Raw genomic sequence first — 17,092 nt, 5'->3', positions numbered from 1 at the left:
AGCGTCCCGGCCAACACATCAGGTGGTCACTTCGTGCGACAAGACCCGCTCCATGACGCACCAAGCGACCACCTGATGACGAGGAGTCTCCAGATTCTCGGGTGACCCGATAATCGTGGGACGTGCGAGAGAGACACACCCGGACGAAGGGGGTCAGCCGCGCTGGGTCGAGTCGGTCACCTCACCGACGAGCTCCTCGATGACGTCCTCGAGGAAGACCACACCGCTGACGCGGCCGTCGTCGCCGACGACGCGGGCGACGTGGGTGCCGGTGCGCTGCATGGTCCGCAGCACGTCCTCGACCTCGTCGTCCGGGCGGACGGTGGCCATCCGGCGCATGCGCTTGGGCGGGACGGCCTGGCTGCGCTCCTCCTCGTCGGCGTAGAGCACGTCCTTCAGGTGGAGGTAGCCACTGAGGTCTCCCCCGTCACCGGCGACCGGGTAGCGGGAGAAGCCGTGCTTGGCCACGAGCCGCTCGATGTCGTCGGGTGTGGCGCCGGGCGCGACGGTGACCAGCTCCCCGGGAGTGATGGCCACGTCGACGGCGTCCTTGTCGGAGAACTCCAGCGCCGCACCGACGAGGCCGTACTTGTCCGCCTCGACGAGCCCCTCCTTGTGGGACTCGGCGACGATGTGCTGGACCTCCTCGGCGGTGAAGGCAGCGCCCACCTCGTCCTTGGGGTCGATGCCCATCGCCCGGACGAAGGCCTTCGACACCCAGTCCATCCCGAGGATGACCGGCTTGGCGACCTTCATCACCCACATCAGCGGCGGCACGAGCCACATCGCGGAGCGCTCCGGCCCGGCGATGGCGAGGTTCTTGGGGACCATCTCGCCGACGACGACGTGCAGGTAGACCACGATGAGGATGGCCAGCACGAGCGAGGTGGCGTCGGTGAAGGCGTCCGGCACACCCGCGCTGACCATCACCGGGTGCAGCGCGTGGTGCAGCGCCGCCTCGGAGATCGCACCCAGGAGCACCGAGCAGATCGTGATCCCCAGCTGGCAGGTCGCGAGCAGGACCCCGGTGTGCTGCATGGCCTCGACGGCCACGGCGGCCCGCTTGTTGCCCTCGTCGGCCAGGGGCTCGAGCTGGCTGCGGCGGGCGGCCATCGCGGCGAACTCCGCGCCGACGAAGAAGGCATTGGCCAGCAGCAGCGCGACGGTGATGAGAACCGGGGTCACTCCGACACACCGTCCTGGGCATCGACCTGCCGGCCGAACCGCAGCCGGTCCACCCGGTGGTTGTCCATGTCGACCACGGTCACCTCCCAGCCGTCGATCCGCACGACGTCACCGACCTCGGGGACGCGTCCGAGCTCGGCCATGACCCAGCCGCCGACGGTCTCGTACGCAGCACCGTCGGGCACCGGCGCACCGATCCGGTCGTGGACCTCGTCGGGACGCCAGAGTCCCGGGACGGTCCAGTTGCCGTCGCCGAGCGAGCGGCCCGTGGTCTGCACGCGGTCGTGCTCGTCGTGGACCTCCCCGACGATCTCCTCGACGAGGTCCTCCAGCGTCACCAGCCCGGCGGTCCCCCCGTACTCGTCGACGACCACCCCCATCTGCAGGCCGGCCTCGCGCAGCTGCAGCAGCAGCGGGTCCAGGCGCAGCGTCTCGGGGACGAGCACGGCGTCGATCATCAGCGCGGAGACCGGGACGGAGTCGCGTCGGTCGTGCGGGACGGCGATGCCCTTCTTGACGTGGACGACGCCGTCGATGTCGTCCCAGTCGTCGCCGGCGGTGACCGGGAATCGGGAGTGCCCGGTGCGGCGCGCGAGCGCGACGAGCTCCTCGGCGGTAGCGGTGCGGTCGATGGAGCTGGCCCGGTTGCGCGGCGTCATCACGTCGGCGGCCGTCTGCTCCCCGAAGCCCAGCGAGCGCGCGACGAGCCGGCCGGTGCCCGAGTCCAGCGTCCCCGCCTCGACGGAGGTGCGCACGAGGGAGGCCAGCTCGGCGGGACTGCGCGCGGCGGACAGCTCCTCCTGCGGCTCGACACCCATGCGGTGGAGCACCCAGTTGGCCGAGCCGTTGAGCACGACGATCGCGGGCTTGAAGATCGCGCCGACGACGCGCATCGGCACGGCGACGACCTTGGCGGTGCCGAGGGGTGCGGAGACGGCGAGGGTCTTGGGGACCATCTCGCCGAGGATCATCGAGAAGACGGTGGCGATCACCAGGGCGACACCGCCGGCGCTGCGCGACGCGGCCGCCTCGGACATGCCCAGCGCCTCCAGCCCGGGCGAGATGAGCGACCCGATCGCCGGGTTGGCGATGTACCCCAGGGCCAGCGTGGTGACGGTGATCCCCACCTGGCAGGCGGACAGCAGCGTCGACAGGCGGCGAAGGGAGCCGAGCACCGGCCGCGCCCGCGCGTCACCGGCGTCGACGGCCCGCTGGACGGCCGGACGGTCCAGAGCGACGAGGGAGAACTCGGCGGCCACGAAGAGCGCTGTGCCCAGGGTCAGGACGAGGGCGAGGACGAGGAGACCGATGGTCATGATGTCGGGATTCTACGGTCACCGCGCTCGGTGACGGGACGACGGCGACCTTCCGGGCGGACGGGGCAGGACGACCCGGGCCCACCCCCTTCGGGATGTCGCTTGGGGACACACCTGCTCCAGTGGTTGCATGGGTGCCGGACACCACACTGCGACAGGGGACTTACGCACATGACTGTGACCGGCGCGCGCGTCGAGGTACGCAACCTCACCAAGAGATTCGGCGGCTTCACCGCCGTGGACGACCTGAGCTTCACCGTCGAGCCGGGGCGGATCACCGGCTTCCTCGGGCCCAACGGCGCCGGCAAGACGACCAGCCTGCGGATGCTGCTCGGCCTGATCCACCCCACCTCGGGCTCGGCCACGATCGACGGACAGGAGTACATCGGACTGGACCGGCCGATGACCCACGTCGGCTCCGCGCTCGAGGCGACCAACTTCCACCCCGGCCGCACCGGCCGCGACCACCTGCGCGTGCTCGCCGCGCCCGCCGGCGTCCCCGACTCCCGGGTCGACGAGCTCCTCGAGCTCACCGGCATCCCCGCGGCCGCCCGCAAGCGCGCCGGCGGCTACAGCATGGGCATGCGCCAGCGCCTCGGCCTGGCGGCCGCCCTGCTCGGTGATCCCCGCCTGCTCGTCCTCGACGAGCCGGCCAACGGCCTCGACCCCGAGGGCATCCGGTGGCTGCGCGGCTTCCTGCGCCACCTCGCGCAGGAGGGGCGCACGATCCTCATCTCCAGCCACCTGCTGCAGGAGGTGGAGCAGACCGTCGACGAGGTCATCATCATCAGCAACGGCCGCCTCGTGCGGGAGGGGACGGTCGGGGACCTGCGCGGCGCGGCCAGCTCGCTCGTGCGCACGACCGACGCCGAGACCCTCGTCGGTGCGCTGCGCGTCGCCGACGTCACCGCGACCCTCGGCCCTGACGGCGAGGTCCTCGCCGACACCGACGACCTGCGCCTCATCGGCGACGTGGCGCTGCGCGCCGGGGTGCCGGTCCACGAGCTGCGGCCACAGGCGGCCGACCTCGAGCAGCTCTTCTTCTCCCTCACCGAGGGCACCAACCGCAACCTCGGCTCGTCGGTGGAGGCCTCCGGCGAGCACGCCGAGCCGATGACACCGGTCGCGGCCGCCGGTCAGGAAGGGGACCGCTGATGCCGGGCGCGATCCGAGCCGAGTTCCGCAAGTACTTCACCACCCGCATGTGGTGGGGCATGGCCATCGCCGTCTTCGTCGTCAGCGCGGGCTTCGCGGCGCTCTTCGGCTTCCTGATGACGATGGACCAGACCGGCACCCCGCCCGAGCAGCAGTTCGGCGGCAGCCCAGAGGAGGTCGCCAAGTCGGTCTACACCGCCGGGCTGGGGGTGGCCTACCTGCTCACGCTGGCCGTCGGGGTCATGCAGATCGGTAGCGAGTACCGGCACAAGACGATCACCTCCACCTTCCTCGCGGTGCCGAAGCGCTCCGTTGTCATGGGCGCGAAGGTCCTCTCCCTGCTGGTCATCGGCGCCATGTACGGCGTGGTCTCGCTCGCCGGCTCGGTCGGCGTGGGCGCCGCCGTGCTCAGTGCCCGCGGCGCCGAGATCTTCCCCTCCGCGGGGGTGGGCCGCACGCTGGCGCTGAGCCTGCTCGTGCTGGGCCTGTGGGCGCTCATCGGCCTGGGCGCCGGCATCCTCATCCCCAACCAGGTCGCGGCACTGCTCATCTCCGTCGGCGTGGCGTGGATCGTCGAGCCGCTGGTCGGCTTCGCCTTCACCTTCTGGGACTGGGGGCAGGACGTGGCCCAGTACCTGCCGTCGGCGGCGACCCAGGCGATGGTCGGCGGTGTCACCGGTGGCCCCACCGCCGGGGCCGCGCAGCTCGAGTGGTGGGCCGGTGCGCTCGTGCTCGCCGGGTACGCCGTGGTGCTCGCCGGCATCGGGTCGTGGCGCACGGTGCGTGCCGACATCAGCTGACCGCTCGTCGCCGCCACGGGCCGTCGGTCGATCGGATCGCGACACATCGTGGCCGCCCGACCGCGCATGGCGTTGCTCACGTTAGGCTTGTCCACAGGAGGGGTCCGCGGTGACTTCGGGCCCCGGTTCGCAACTGTGATGAAAGAGGCGTATGCGCCGTGCCTGACCCCCAGGATGGCTCCGTTTCCCTGACCGACTTCGGCCCCAACGAGTGGCTGGTCGACGAGCTGTACGAGCAGTTCAAGCAGGACCGCAACAACGTCGACGAGGCGTGGTGGGAGTTCTTCGAGAACTACGAGCCCGGCGAGGGTGGTAGCGGCAACGGGACGACGGCGAAGGGGGCGGCCCCCTCCTCCGAGTCCGAGCCGGCGAAGGACGAGCCCAAGAAGGCCGAGTCGAAGAAGGCGGAGCCGAAGAAGGCCGAGGAGAAGAAGGCCGAGCCCAAGAAGGCCGAGCCGAAGAAGGCCGAGCCGAAGAAGGCCGAGGAGAAGAAGGCCGAGCCTAAGAAGAGCGAGCCGAAGAAGACTGAGGCCAAGCAAACCGAGGCCAAGAAGGCCGAAGCCGAGGTCAAGACGGCTGAGAAGCCCTCCCCGACCAAGGACATCTCCTCGGACGACAAGGCGGAGGTCCCGGAGGAGGAGCGCTCCCCCCTTCGCGGTGTCGCAGCACGCGTGGTGACCAACATGGAGGAGTCCATCGAGGTCCCCGTCGCCACGAGCGTGCGCGCCGTCCCGGCGAAGCTGCTCATCGACAACCGCATCGTCATCAACAACCACCTCAAGCGCAGCCGCGGTGGCAAGGTCTCCTTCACCCACATCATCGGCTACGCGATGGTCAAGGCGCTCACGCGCATCCCCTCGATGAACGTGCACTACGACACGGACGAGAAGGGCAAGCCGGTCGTCGTCGAGCCGGGCCACATCGGCCTGGGCATCGCCATCGACCTGGAGAAGAGCGACGGCGGCCGCCAGCTGATGGTCCCCTCCATCAAGCCCGCGGACCGGATGAACTTCACCGACTTCTGGCGCGCCTACGAGGAGGTCGTCAAGAAGGCCCGGGGCAACAAGCTCACCCTCGACGACTTCTCCGGCACGACCATCTCGCTGACCAACCCCGGCGGCATCGGCACCGTGCACTCCATCCCGCGGCTGATGAAGGGCCAGAGCGCCATCATCGGCGTCGGCGCCCTCGACTACCCGGCCGAGTGGCAGGGCGCGAGCGCCGAGACGATCAACCGCAACGCGGTCTCCAAGCTCCTCACGCTCACCTCCACCTACGACCACCGCGTCATCCAGGGCGCGCAGTCGGGCGAGTTCCTGCGCCTGATGCACGAGTACCTGCTCGGCGGGGACGGCTTCTACGACGAGATCTTCGCGAGCCTGCGCATCCCGTACCAGCCCGTGCGCTGGGCGCCGGACATCTCCGCGACGCACGACGACGACATCAACAAGGTCGCCCGTGTGCAGGAGCTGATCCACTCCTACCGGGTCCGCGGCCACCTCATGGCCGACATCGACCCGCTGGAGTACAAGCAGCGTCACCACGACGACCTCGACATCACCAGCCACGGCCTGACGCTGTGGGACCTCGAGCGCCACTTCGCCACCGGCGGCTTCGGCGGCGAGCCCTTCCTCAAGCTGCGCAAGATCCTGGGCATCCTGCGTGACTCGTACTGCCGCACCACCGGCATCGAGTACATGCACATCCAAGACCCCGCCCAGCGTGCCTGGATGCAGGAGCGCGTCGAGGTCGGCTACAAGAAGACCACGAGCGACGAGCAGCTGCGCATCCTGCGCCGCCTCAACGCCGCGGAGGCCTTCGAGACCTTCCTGCAGACGAAGTTCGTCGGGCAGAAGCGCTTCTCCCTCGAGGGTGGCGAGTCGGTCATCGCGGTCCTCGACCGGATCATGTCCCGCTCCGCCGCGGAGGGCATGGACGAGGTCTGCATCGGCATGCCCCACCGTGGCCGGCTGAACGTCCTGGCCAACCTCGCCGGCAAGTCCTACGGGCAGATCTTCCGCGAGTTCGAGGGCAAGCTGGACCCGAAGTCCGTGCAGGGCTCCGGCGACGTGAAGTACCACCTGGGCACCGAGGGCGAGTTCACCGGTGACGACGGCTCCACGACCAAGGTCTACCTCGCCGCCAACCCGAGCCACCTCGAGGCGGTCAACCCGGTGCTCGAGGGCATCACGCGCGCCAAGCAGGACCGGCTCAACCACGCCGGCGAGGACTTCCCGGTGCTGCCGATCCTGATGCACGGTGACGCGGCCTTCGCCGGTCAGGGTGTCGTCGCGGAGACGCTGCAGCAGAGCCAGCTGCGCGGCTACCGCACCGGCGGCACCATCCACGTGATCGTCAACAACCAGGTCGGCTTCACCACCGCCCCCTCGGCCAGCCGCTCGTCGTGGTACTCCACCGACGTCGCGCGGATGATCCAGGCGCCGATCTTCCACGTCAACGGCGACGACCCGGCGGCCTGCGTGCGGGTCGCCGAGCTCGCCTTCGAGTTCCGGCAGAAGTTCCACAAGGACGTCGTCATCGACGTCGTGTGCTACCGCCGCCGCGGCCACAACGAGGGCGACGACCCGTCGATGACCCAGCCGCTGATGTACAAGCTCATCGAGAACAAGCGCTCGGTGCGCAAGCTGTACACCGAGGCACTGATCGGGCGCAACGACATCACGCCGGAGGAGGCCGACGACGCGCTGCGCGACTACCAGGCCCAGCTCGAGCGGGTCTTCGCGGAGACCAAGGAGGCGTTGAAGAACACCCCCGACTCCCCCGACGAGCCCGGTGGCTCGGACAACGCCGGCCTGGAGCGCCCGGCCTCGCAGACGACCGACGACACGAAGCGCTCCGCGACGGAGACCGGTGTCGAGATCGCGGACCTGAAGCACATCGGTGGCCTGTTCGCCTCGCCGCCGGAGGACTTCACGATCCACAACAAGCTGCAGAAGTCCATGGAGAAGCGGGCCGCCTCGGTCACCGAGGGCGGCATCGACTGGGGCACCGGCGAGATGCTCGCCCTGGGCTCCCTGCTCATGGACGGCACCCCGGTGCGCCTGACCGGTCAGGACACGCGCCGCGGCACCTTCGTGCAGCGGCACGCGGTCCTCATCGACAAGGTGACCGCCGAGGAGTGGACGCCGCTGAACTACATCGGCGGCGGCCAGGCCCGCTTCTGGGTCTACGACTCGCTGCTGTCGGAGTTCGCCGCGCTGGGCTTCGAGTACGGCTATTCCGTCGAGCGCCCGGACGCGCTCGTGCTGTGGGAGGCGCAGTTCGGTGACTTCGTCAACGGCGCCGCGGTGGTCATCGACGAGTTCATCTCCTCCTCGGAGCAGAAGTGGGGCCAGAACTCCTCGGTCGTCCTCCTGCTGCCGCACGGCTACGAGGGCCAGGGGCCGGACCACTCCTCCGCACGCATCGAGCGCTTCCTGCAGATGTGCGCCGAGGAGAACATGACGGTCGCCTTCCCGTCGACGCCGGCGAGCTACTTCCACCTGCTGCGTCGTCAGGCCTACCACCGCCCGCGTCGCCCGCTGGTCGTCTTCACCCCGAAGTCGATGCTGCGGCTGCGGGCGGCGGCGAGCAGCCCGGAGGAGTTCACCAGCGGCGGCTTCCGCCCGGTGCTGCCGGACGCGGAGGGCGCCCCCACCGGCGACGACGTCACTCGCGTGCTCATCGCCTCCGGCAAGGTCATCTACGACCTCGAGGAGGAGCGCGCCGAGCGCAAGGACGAGCAGACGGCGATCGTGCGCCTCGAGCGCTTCTACCCGCTGCCGGGTGAGGAGCTCGCCCGTGAGCTGGCGAAGTACCCGAACGCCGAGCTCGTCGTCGTGCAGGAGGAGCCGGAGAACATGGGCGGGTGGCCCTTCCTCGCGCTCAACCTGCCCGGTGACCTCGCCGAGCACGGCGAGGAGCGTCCCCTGCGGGTCGTCGCCCGCACGGCGAGCGCCTCCCCGGCGGCCGGTACGGCCAAGAAGCACAAGGTCGAGCAGGAAGAGATCCTGCGCGAGGCCTTCGACCGCTGACGTGTACTTCACCGACCGCGGTATCGAGGAGCTCGCGGATCGTCGTGGTGAGGAGCTGGTCACTCTCGAGTGGGTGAGTGACCAGCTCCGCCACTTCGTCGATCTCAACCCCGAGTTCGAGACTCCCGTCGACCGACTTGCCGCCTGGCTGGCACGCCTCGACGACGACGGGCTCGACGACGAGTAACGTGCGCGGTAGTCCCTGACCGCACCACCACCCCCAGGAGTACCCCCGACGTGAGCGGCACCCCGATGACGGACGCAGCCGGCAACGAGTTCACCCCCAGCGCGAGCTTCTCCTCCGACGAGGGGCGACGGGATGTCTCGTTGGTCTTCATCGGCGACTCCTTCGTCGCCGGGGTCGGTGACGAGAAGGCCCTCGGCTGGACGGGGCGGGTCCTCGCCCGCACCACCCTGACCGATGCCGTGCTGGCCCACTACAACCTCGGCCTGCGCGGCGAGACCTCCGGCGGGCTCTCCCAGCGCTGGCAGTCCGAGGGTACCCTGCGCTTCCGCGACGCCACCGAGCGTCGCCTCGTCGTGCAGGTCGGCCACGCCGATGTCACCGCGGGCACCTCGATCGCCCGCCACCGGCTCAACCTGGCCAACGTGCTGGACGAGGCCGCCAGTCAGGGCGTCGGGACCTTCGTCGTCGGCCCCCCGCCCACGGCCGATCCGGTGACGAACGACGCCCTGAGCCAGCTCGTCGACGCCCAGCGCGACGTCTGCGACCGCCGTGGCGTGATGTTCGTCGACACCTTCACCCCCTCGTCGGCCACGACCAGTGGGAGGCGGACCTCGCCGCCTCCGCCGACGGCGTCCACCCCGGCCAGGCGGGCTACGGCCTCATCGCGTGGCTGGTGCTCCACCACGGCTGGGGTGACTGGCTCTCCTGACCCCAAGTCGGGTCCCCCTTGACGCTGGGGGCCTAATCACTGGGTCCCCCGTTTGACGCTGGGGCCCCCTTTGACGCTGGTTCAATGTATTCGCGCGTCCCCTGAAACGCGCTGATACAGCGACCCACTGGCAGAGCAGCCCCACCGCCGCTGGGTAGATGTATTCGCGCGCCTCCGGATGCGCCCGAATACATCGACCGGGCAAGGCGGGAGATGCCAGACGCGCCTCCCACGTCCACCCCCGCACCCACTCCCCGCGCCAGTCCCCCACGCCAGTCCCCCACGCCAGTCCCCCGCGCCGACCCCGGGCCGGCCCAGGTCAGCGGCGCCGACGGGCGTAGTTGTCCTGGGCCCAATCGGAGCGAAGGGCGGCGGCCACCTGATCCATGACGGTCTCCTCGTCGAGGCGGAGACCGACGACATTGATCCGCAGCACCCGGTCGCCGTCGATGACGACCTGGTTCTCACGCAGGTTGTCGTCGACCTGCGCCAACCCCCACAGGTGGCCCGCCCCGTCGATCTCGACGACGAGTCCGTACTCCTCGAAGTAGACATCGAGGTACACCCGCCCGCGCGGCCCCCTTCGCATGACCTGCCGGCTCGGGACGGGCAGCCCCCGCCTCCGGCACGCCGCGGCGAAGTCGATCTCGCCCAGCGACTGTGCACCGTCGACGATGTCCATCACGAGCTGGCGGATCAGGGCCCGTCGTGTCCGCCCCCTCACCACCTCGAGCGCGGCCGCGAGTCGCTCCCCGGTCACGAGGCGTTGCTGCACCGGCATGGCCAGGATCGTGGCCGCCTGCCGGTCGCTGACCGCCCAGTGCGCGGCGCGGATGGCAGCCACCGCCGGTGTCGTCCTCGGCATACCCACTCGGACCGCTTCGTCCTCGACCCGACGGATCACCTTGTGCACCTTCACCCCGTCGATCGGGGCGACCACGTGATTGTGGACGGCCGACACGTGCACGACGTCCTCGGTCCACCCCTTCAGCCCCGCAGCCTGGAGCGCCGATGCCCCGTCGACGAGCGCGATCCGCTCGCCCGTCTCCCACACCGCGCGCCAGCACTGCCCGGTGGGCTCCAACGGTGCGTCGCGCATGCCGAATGTCTGGTTCCCCAGCCTGACCCACCGTCCCGCCGTGACCTGGGCGTCGGCCTGGTGCCGCGTGACCCCGAGCTCACGCAGACGTCGCCGACTCAGCACGAAGCCCGTCTCCTCGGACGCAGCGAGCACCCGGCGGTGGCGCTGGATGGCGGTCTCGCGAGGTGGCATGGCAACACCGTGGTGGCGGTCTCCTCGCGGCGGACCCGACCACGTGCAGCTGGGGACAAGCAGCCCGCCTGGCCTCCCGCTGTGGACAACCCCCCTCCTGGGTCGATGTATCCCCGCGCCTCCCGCCGCGCATCAATACATCGACCCGGCGGAAGGGAGGCACGCCAGCGGGAAGGGTGCTCCAACACAGGGGGCGAACCCCTCGGATGCGGGCGGCGGTTCTCCCCACTGCCCTCGGATGCGGGCGGCGGTGCTCCCCACTGCCCTCGGATGCGGGCCGCGGGCTTCCCCGCTGCTACGGTGCCGCGCATGACAATCACCGACGAGAGCCACGTCACACCACGATCGACCTGGCGCAGCCGGTGGTTGGCCCTCGGCCCCGGTCTGCTCGCCGCCTCGGCCGCGATCGGCGCCTCGCACCTGATCTCCTCCACCCAGGCAGGCGCGCTCTTCGGCTGGCAGCTCGTCGGACTGATCCTGCTGGCCAACCTGCTGAAGTACCCCTTCTTCCGGTTCGGGCCCCAGTACACCGCCGAGACCGGACACAGCCTCGTCGAGGGCTACGCCCGCCGCGGCCGGGTCTACCTGTGGGTCTTCTTCGTCCTCGCCGCCCTGTCGTCGGTCGTCTCGACGGCGGGCGTCGCGCTGCTGTGCACGGTGATCCTGGCCTACCTCGTGCCGGCGTCGTGGGGCATCGGCATCCCGGTCCTCGCCGGCGCCCTGATGCTCATCACCTGGCTGCTGCTCGTCGGCGGCCACTACAAGGCGCTCGACGGGGTCACCAAGGTCATCATGGCGGTCCTCGCCGTCTCCACGGTCGTGGCCGTGGTGATGGCCGCGAGCCAGGGCGCGGTGCGCCAGCCGGACTTCGTCGACCCCTCGCCGTGGACCCTCGCGACCCTTCCCTTCCTCGTCGCGCTCGTGGGCTGGATGCCGGCACCGATCGAGATCAGCGCCCTCAACTCGCTGTGGGTCAAGGCCAAGGCCGAGGACCGCACGGTGCACCCGCGGGACGTCCTCTTCGACTTCAACACCGGCTACGTCGTCTCGACGATCCTCGCGGTCTTCTTCGTCGGTCTCGGTGTCTTCGTCCAGTACGGCAGCGGCAAGGAGCTCGAGCTGGCCGGCGGCGCCTACATCCCGCAGCTGATGTCGATGTACGGGGACGCGATCGGCACGTGGGCGACGCCGATCATGGCCGTCATCGCCTTCGCCGTCATGTTCGGCACGGTGATCTCCGTCGTCGACGGCTACGGCCGCGCCTGCGCGGAGTCGCTGCGGCTGCTGCGCGGCCAGCCGCAGATGACCCGCCGCCACAAGGACCTGTGGATCACCGGCATCGCCGGCATCGGTCTGGCGATCGTGGTCTGGATGAGCGCTGAGCTGGGCACGATGCTGCGCTTCGCGATGATCAGCGCCTTCCTCACCGCGCCGGTCTTCGCCTGGCTGAACTTCTCGATCATCCGCAGCGAGCGCCGGCTCTCCGTCGGTATCCGCGTGCTCGCCTACGCCGGTCTGGTCTTCCTCATCGGCTTCGGCGGGCTCTTCCTCGTCTCGCAGCTGGGCCTGATCTGAGGCCTCCCCCACCCGCGCACGCCGGGCGAAGGGGGATGGGGCGCCGTACTCATGGGCAAGCCGCCTGCGAGGGGCCATGCTTTGTCCATGGACACCACATCCCACGCGAGCGCGCCGCGTGAGGTCAGCCGCCAGCGGCTCGACTGGTTGCGTGCAGAGGTCGCCGACTGGCAGGCCTCGGGGGTCATCGACGCCACCCAGGCGCAGACGATCACCGGTCGGTACGACGTCCGCGGGGGTTCCTCCGCATCGTCCGTGCTCGGGCGCCTCATGCTCCTGCTCGGTGGCGCCTTCGTCGGCGTCGGTCTGATCTGGCTCGTCGCCGCCAACCTCGACGAGCTGAGCCCGATGACGCGCTTCGTCGCCGTCGTGGCACTGTGGCTGGCCTTCCTCATCGGCGGTGAGGTCCTCGCCGCGCGCAGTGCGTCCGCCCCCCTCGTGGGAGCGATCCGGCTGCTCGCCGCACTCGGCATCGGTGCGGTGATCATGCAGGCCGCGCAGTCGCTGCAGGTGCCCGCCTACGAGCCCACGCTCGTGGGCCTGTGGTCGCTGGGCGCCCTGCTGCACGCCCACCTGACGAAGTCGACGATGCCCTTCCTCGTCGGCCTCGGCACCGGCGTCCAGTGGTGGATCTGGCAGCCCCTGTGGACCGAGGGCAGCGCGATGGGCGCGGTCATCTCCCTCGGTGCCGGCGCCGTGGTCGCCGCGTCGCTCGCGGTGCTCAGCGACGGCTGGGTCCGTTCCTTCGCGTGGGGTTGGCGACTCGTCGCCGCGGCCCTCGCCCTGGCCGCCCTCTTCGTCGCGGCGATCCCCGGGATCTACGACGGTCTCGACTGGTCGCTGTGGTTGATCGTCGAGCTCATCGCGGCCGTGCTCCTCGGGGTCGTAGCCGTCGCCCTGGCGGTGCGCCGGCCCGACCACGCCTGGATCGAGCCGGTGGGGGCGTTCGTCGTCCTCGCCGCGGCCGTGCTGCTCGCCCTGTGGGACACCGGCACCGACATCAGCGACGTCGGCCCCAGCCAGTGGGCACACGCCGTGCTCAGTGTCGTGGCCTACGTCGCTCTGGCGGTCGCCCTCCTCGCCTTGGACGTGCTGCGCGAGCACCGCGCCCTCAGCTGGGTCGCGATGGCGGCCCTCGTGGCCTTCACGACCTTCCAGAGCTTCGCGGTCTTCGCGCCGATCGTCACAGGGGCCCTGCTCTTCGTGGTCCTGGGCGTCGTCTTCCTCGGGACGGGGTTGCTCTTCGACCGCGCCCGACGACGGGTGGCCAAGACGCTCGACCCCGTCACCGGACCGGGCTCTGACGAGGGGGTGCAGCGATGAAGCGCATCGCCACCGTCGCCACCATCGCGATCGTCCAACTGGTCCTCGTGGGGGTCGCCGTCGCTCCCCAGCTCTCGGCGCGGCTCATCGGCGACAGCCACGTCCTACGGGTCGCGCCCATCGACCCGATCGACCCCTTCCGCGGGGCCTACGTCAGCCTGGGCTACCCCGACCTGCAGCCGGCGCCGGACCCGGCCTCCGGCGAGATGCCACCCGGCTCCTGGAGCCTCGACGACGGCGAGTCAGGGGCCGTCTACATCACGCTGCGCCGCGAGGGGGAGGTCTGGGTCGCGGACGAGTGGCTCCGCGAGCGCCCGTCGGGCACCCCGTACCTGGCCTGCGACGACCACTCGTGGAACGTCCGGTGCGGCATCGACAGCTGGTTCCTGCCCCAGGAGGAGGCGCTGGCCATGGAGGCCGACCTCGCCGACGGCGCCTACGCCGAGGTCCGCGTCGACCGGTGGGGCCACGCCGCCCTCGTCGACGTGCGGGAGTCGCCCTGAGGTGTGGGTGGTGTCCCTTCGAGGCTCGCTCGCTGCGCCACCCCGTGCACTTGGTTGAATGTATTCCCGCGCCTCCGTGGCCGCGGGAATACATCGACCCGGCGAAGGGGGCGGGGCGAGGGGGGGCCGCCCGGCGCCTACTGCCCCGTGCGGGCGTACTTCGCCTCGGTGGCGTCCTTCATCGGCCGCCACCACTGCTCGTTGGCCTCGTACCACTGGATCGTCGCGGCGAGCCCGGACTCGAAGTCCCGGTACCGCGGCTGCCACCCCAGCTCCTCCCGCAGCCGTGACCAGTCGATCGCGTACCGCCGGTCGTGGCCGGCTCGGTCGGGCACGTGCTCGAAGTCCTCCGGTGAGCGCCCCATCAGCGACAGCACCGAGCGCACGACCGTCACGTTGTCGACCTCGCCGTCGGCCCCGATGAGGTAGGTCTCCCCCACCTCACCCCGGTCGACGATCGCCCACACCGCGTCGTTGTGGTCGTCGACGTGGATCCAGTCGCGCACGTTGAGCCCGTCGCCGTACAGGCGCGGGCGGCGTCCGTCGAGCACCTCGGTGACCTGGCGGGGGATGAACTTCTCCACGTGCTGGCGCGGTCCGTAGTTGTTGGAGCAGTTGGAGATCGTCGCCTCGATGCCGAAGGACCGCACCCACGCCCGCACCAGCAGGTCCGAGGCCCCCTTCGTCGAGGAGTACGGGCTGGAGGGGTTGTACGGCGTGGCCTCGGTGAACCGCTCCGGCGAGTCCAGCGCCAGATCGCCGTAGACCTCGTCGGTGGAGATGTGGTGGTAACGCACCCCGTGCCGGCGCACCGCCTCGAGCAGCTCATAGGTCCCCACGACATTGGTCTGCACGAAGGCCCCCGGTGAGGCGAGCGAGTTGTCGTTGTGCGACTCAGCCGCGAAGTGCACCACTAGGTCCGAGTCCGCCACGAGCGAGTCCACGAGGGCCCCGTCCGCGACATTGCCCTCGACGAAGCGCACGTCCTCCCGCACGCCATCCAGCGACGACAGCGACCCCGCGTAGGTCAGCGCGTCGAGCACCGTCACCCCGACGTCCCCACGCGTCGCCAGCGTCCGGTGCACGAAGTTGCTCCCGATGAACCCGGCTCCCCCGGTGACGAGCACCCGCATGGCGTTCAGGCTAGTCGGCGGTCAGCGGGTGCGGTAGTGCGCGAGGATCGCCTCGTGCAGGGCCTCGATCGCCTTCGCATCCGCCCCGCCGGGCCGGTCGCCGACCAGCACCCCGGCAGCGGCCGCGCCGTCGTCGCTCCCCACGGAGGACCAGGTCGGCCGCTCGCCACCCGACGCGCCGGTCAGGTCCGTCACCACGCCGTAGGAGCCGAGCGCCACCATGAGCGCGGCGATGATCGCGGTGATGGGCGTGACCGGGGTCAGCTGGAGGTTCGCCCCCTGCGTCGACCGCGCCATGTCCACCCTCTCGCGCCTTCCGACCGCCCCGGTTGGGCGGCCCGTGAGTGCACCCCCGCCCTTCCCCAGCGGGGGTGCACTCCTACTCTGGAGTACATTGAATGGTAAATCAAGGGTAAGAGAACAGTAAGTTTTCTGAATCTGCTCCTCAGACCCTTTGATCGGTGGCTGACGTAGCAGAACCCCCGGGCTCGAGCCGCGACTCCACGTATCGGCGCAGCGCCTCGAGCTGGTCGACGGACTCGAAGCCCGTCTGCCGCAACCGGTCCAGCGACAACGTCGAGTGCCGCGGCCGCGGGGCCGGGGCGCCGTAGTCCTGCGTGCTGATCCCCGTCACGTCGGACCGCGAGCGCCCGCGCAGCGCGAAGATCTCCCGGGCGATCCCCGCCCAGGTCAGCGACTCCCCGGACTGGGTGACGTTGTACGTGCCGAAGGGAGCGGACCCCTGCACCAGGTGCAGCGTCGCCGCGGCGATCTCCGAGGCGAGGGAGATCCGCCCGTGCTGGTCGTCGACGACGGCGGGGGTGCCCCCTTCGTCCGCGAGGCGGGCCATGGTGCGCACGAAGTTGGCCCCGTCCCCGACCACCCACGCCGTGCGCAGCAGGTAGTGGCGCGGGGCGAGCATGACGGCGAGGTCCCCGGCGGCCTTGCTCTGCCCGTAGACCGACAGCGGCGCGAGGGCTTCGTCCTCTTCGTGGACCTCGGTCTGCCCGTCGAAGACGTAGTCGGTGGAGTAGTGCACGAGGGTGAAGCGCTCGTGCGCGGCGCGGCGGGCGAGCTGGGTGGGCAGCTCGGCGTTGAGCCGCCAGGCCAGCCGCCGGCCGTCGTTGGTCTCGGCGGCGTCGACGGCGGTCATCGCGGCGGCGTTGATGACCAGGTCGTGCTCGCCGAGGGCGAGTGCGGCCACGGCCGCGCGGTCGGTCAGGTCCAGCTCCGCGCGCGTGGGCGCGAGCGCATCGGGCAGCAGCGAGCGCAGGGCGGAGCCGATCTGCCCGCTGCCCCCGAGGATCAACGGCCGACGCCGGGCGAAGGGGGTGACCCCCTCCAGAGTCGGGTTGGCCAGGTCCTTGGCCGAGATCTCGGCCTGCGACAACGGGATCGGCCAGTCGATGGCAGCGATGGGGTCGTCGAGGGCGAGCGCCGGGTAGGTCAGGTCGGGGCGCCAGTGCTCGTTGACGAGGTAGGAGTAGACGGCTCCGTCGGTGAGCGCCTGGTAGGAGTTGCCGACGCCGCGGGGGACGAAGACCGCGGTGCCCGGCTCGATCTCGACGGTGAAGGTCGCGCCGAAGGTCTCCCCCTCGCGCAGGTCGACCCACGCGCCGAAGACCGCCCCGTGCACGACGGTGACGAACTTGTCCCACGGCTCGGCGTGGATCCCGCGCGTGGACCCGCGGACGGCGTTGTGGGAGACGTTGTGCTGGACCGGGCCGAAGTCGGGCAGCCCGAGCGCGGTCATTGTCGAACGCTGCCAGACCTCCTGGAACCAGCCGCGCGCGTCCCGGTGGACCGGCGAGCGCAGCACCAGCAGCCCGGGGATCGGCGTGTCAGTCAGCTCCATGACCGGAGCGTAGCGGTGACCTCGGACGGCGTTCGCTCATCAGC

General features: G+C 70.5%; 14 protein-coding genes. 8 read left to right on the top strand and 6 right to left on the bottom strand.

What is annotated here, in order from left to right:
- Positions 1-153: 153 nt before the first annotated feature.
- Positions 154-1,185, bottom strand: a complete 1,032-nt coding sequence (locus PVE36_RS04210; protein WP_277454776.1) for a hemolysin family protein — start codon at positions 1,183-1,185, stop codon at positions 154-156.
- Positions 1,182-2,501 (bottom strand): hemolysin family protein, encoded by a 1,320-nt coding sequence (locus PVE36_RS04205; RefSeq protein WP_277454775.1) that lies wholly within the window; start codon positions 2,499-2,501, stop codon positions 1,182-1,184. Before PVE36_RS04205 ends, PVE36_RS04210 begins: the two co-directional genes overlap by 4 nt.
- A 171-nt stretch (positions 2,502-2,672) precedes the next feature.
- Between PVE36_RS04205 and PVE36_RS04200 the strand changes: the two genes are divergently transcribed.
- The 5 genes from PVE36_RS04200 to PVE36_RS04180 all read left to right on the top strand — a co-directional run bounded on the left by PVE36_RS04200 (position 2,673) and on the right by PVE36_RS04180 (position 9,408).
- Complete coding sequence (locus PVE36_RS04200; RefSeq protein ID WP_277454774.1) at positions 2,673-3,656, top strand: ABC transporter ATP-binding protein; 984 nt, start codon at positions 2,673-2,675, stop codon at positions 3,654-3,656.
- A complete protein-coding gene (locus tag PVE36_RS04195) occupies positions 3,656-4,456 on the top strand; it encodes an ABC transporter permease (RefSeq protein WP_277454773.1) in 801 nt (266 codons plus the stop codon). The genes PVE36_RS04200 and PVE36_RS04195 overlap by 1 nt, the downstream gene beginning before the upstream one ends.
- Positions 4,457-4,614: 158 nt before the next feature.
- Complete coding sequence (locus tag PVE36_RS04190) at positions 4,615-8,490, top strand: multifunctional oxoglutarate decarboxylase/oxoglutarate dehydrogenase thiamine pyrophosphate-binding subunit/dihydrolipoyllysine-residue succinyltransferase subunit (protein WP_277454772.1); 3,876 nt, start codon at positions 4,615-4,617, stop codon at positions 8,488-8,490.
- Between the two features lies 1 nt (position 8,491).
- Positions 8,492-8,677, top strand: a complete 186-nt coding sequence (locus tag PVE36_RS04185) for a DUF6104 family protein (RefSeq protein ID WP_277454771.1) — start codon at positions 8,492-8,494, stop codon at positions 8,675-8,677.
- A gap of 50 nt (positions 8,678-8,727) precedes the next feature.
- Positions 8,728-9,408 (top strand): GDSL-type esterase/lipase family protein, encoded by a 681-nt coding sequence (locus PVE36_RS04180; RefSeq protein ID WP_346780614.1) that lies wholly within the window; start codon positions 8,728-8,730, stop codon positions 9,406-9,408.
- A 297-nt stretch (positions 9,409-9,705) separates the two neighbouring features.
- On the opposite strand, the gene PVE36_RS04175 is transcribed toward PVE36_RS04180, so the two are convergent.
- On the bottom strand, positions 9,706-10,659 hold the full coding sequence (locus PVE36_RS04175; protein WP_277454770.1) for a hypothetical protein: 954 nt from the start codon (positions 10,657-10,659) through the stop codon (positions 9,706-9,708).
- Positions 10,660-10,968: 309 nt separating this feature from the next.
- On the opposite strand from PVE36_RS04175, the gene PVE36_RS04170 reads away from it, so the two are divergent.
- From PVE36_RS04170 to PVE36_RS04160, 3 genes are all read left to right on the top strand, one after another.
- Positions 10,969-12,234: a divalent metal cation transporter gene (locus PVE36_RS04170; protein WP_277454768.1), complete on the top strand. Its 1,266-nt coding sequence runs from the start codon at positions 10,969-10,971 to the stop codon at positions 12,232-12,234.
- Between the two features lie 87 nt (positions 12,235-12,321).
- Complete coding sequence (locus PVE36_RS04165) at positions 12,322-13,557, top strand: DUF2157 domain-containing protein (RefSeq protein ID WP_277454766.1); 1,236 nt, start codon at positions 12,322-12,324, stop codon at positions 13,555-13,557.
- A complete protein-coding gene (locus PVE36_RS04160) occupies positions 13,554-14,060 on the top strand; it encodes a GDYXXLXY domain-containing protein (RefSeq protein ID WP_277454764.1) in 507 nt (168 codons plus the stop codon). The genes PVE36_RS04165 and PVE36_RS04160 overlap by 4 nt, the downstream gene beginning before the upstream one ends.
- Positions 14,061-14,197: 137 nt before the next feature.
- On the opposite strand, the gene rfbB is transcribed toward PVE36_RS04160, so the two are convergent.
- The 3 genes from rfbB to PVE36_RS04145 form a co-directional block, all read right to left on the bottom strand.
- Positions 14,198-15,193, bottom strand: coding sequence for a dTDP-glucose 4,6-dehydratase (gene rfbB, locus PVE36_RS04155; RefSeq protein ID WP_277454763.1), 996 nt, complete (start codon positions 15,191-15,193; stop codon positions 14,198-14,200).
- Between the two features lie 21 nt (positions 15,194-15,214).
- Entirely contained in the window at positions 15,215-15,490 is a 276-nt protein-coding gene (locus tag PVE36_RS04150; protein ID WP_277454762.1) for a hypothetical protein, read from the bottom strand.
- Positions 15,491-15,638: 148 nt separating this feature from the next.
- Positions 15,639-17,048: a bifunctional dTDP-4-dehydrorhamnose 3,5-epimerase family protein/NAD(P)-dependent oxidoreductase gene (locus PVE36_RS04145; protein WP_277454760.1), complete on the bottom strand. Its 1,410-nt coding sequence runs from the start codon at positions 17,046-17,048 to the stop codon at positions 15,639-15,641.
- Between the last annotated feature and the right edge of the window lie 44 nt (positions 17,049-17,092).

Source organism: Janibacter sp. DB-40, assembly GCF_029510815.1.
GTDB lineage: Bacteria > Actinomycetota > Actinomycetes > Actinomycetales > Dermatophilaceae > Janibacter.
The sequence above is the reverse complement of the archived record's forward strand: the minus strand, read 5'-3'. Positions and strand labels throughout refer to the sequence as shown.

Excerpts from the sequence above, each read along its gene's own strand:
- PVE36_RS04145 (WP_277454760.1), bottom strand. The coding sequence starts at position 17,048 with ATGGAGCTGACTGACACGCCGATCCCCGGGCTGCTGGTGCTGCGCTCG.
- PVE36_RS04150 (WP_277454762.1), bottom strand. The coding sequence starts at position 15,490 with ATGGCGCGGTCGACGCAGGGGGCGAACCTCCAGCTGACCCCGGTCACG.
- PVE36_RS04175 (WP_277454770.1), bottom strand. The coding sequence starts at position 10,659 with ATGCCACCTCGCGAGACCGCCATCCAGCGCCACCGCCGGGTGCTCGCT.
- PVE36_RS04170 (WP_277454768.1), top strand. The coding sequence starts at position 10,969 with ATGACAATCACCGACGAGAGCCACGTCACACCACGATCGACCTGGCGC.
- PVE36_RS04160 (WP_277454764.1), top strand. The coding sequence starts at position 13,554 with ATGAAGCGCATCGCCACCGTCGCCACCATCGCGATCGTCCAACTGGTC.
- PVE36_RS04195 (WP_277454773.1), top strand. The coding sequence starts at position 3,656 with ATGCCGGGCGCGATCCGAGCCGAGTTCCGCAAGTACTTCACCACCCGC.
- PVE36_RS04205 (WP_277454775.1), bottom strand. The coding sequence starts at position 2,501 with ATGACCATCGGTCTCCTCGTCCTCGCCCTCGTCCTGACCCTGGGCACA.
- PVE36_RS04165 (WP_277454766.1), top strand. The coding sequence starts at position 12,322 with ATGGACACCACATCCCACGCGAGCGCGCCGCGTGAGGTCAGCCGCCAG.
- PVE36_RS04200 (WP_277454774.1), top strand. The coding sequence starts at position 2,673 with ATGACTGTGACCGGCGCGCGCGTCGAGGTACGCAACCTCACCAAGAGA.
- rfbB (WP_277454763.1), bottom strand. The coding sequence starts at position 15,193 with ATGCGGGTGCTCGTCACCGGGGGAGCCGGGTTCATCGGGAGCAACTTC.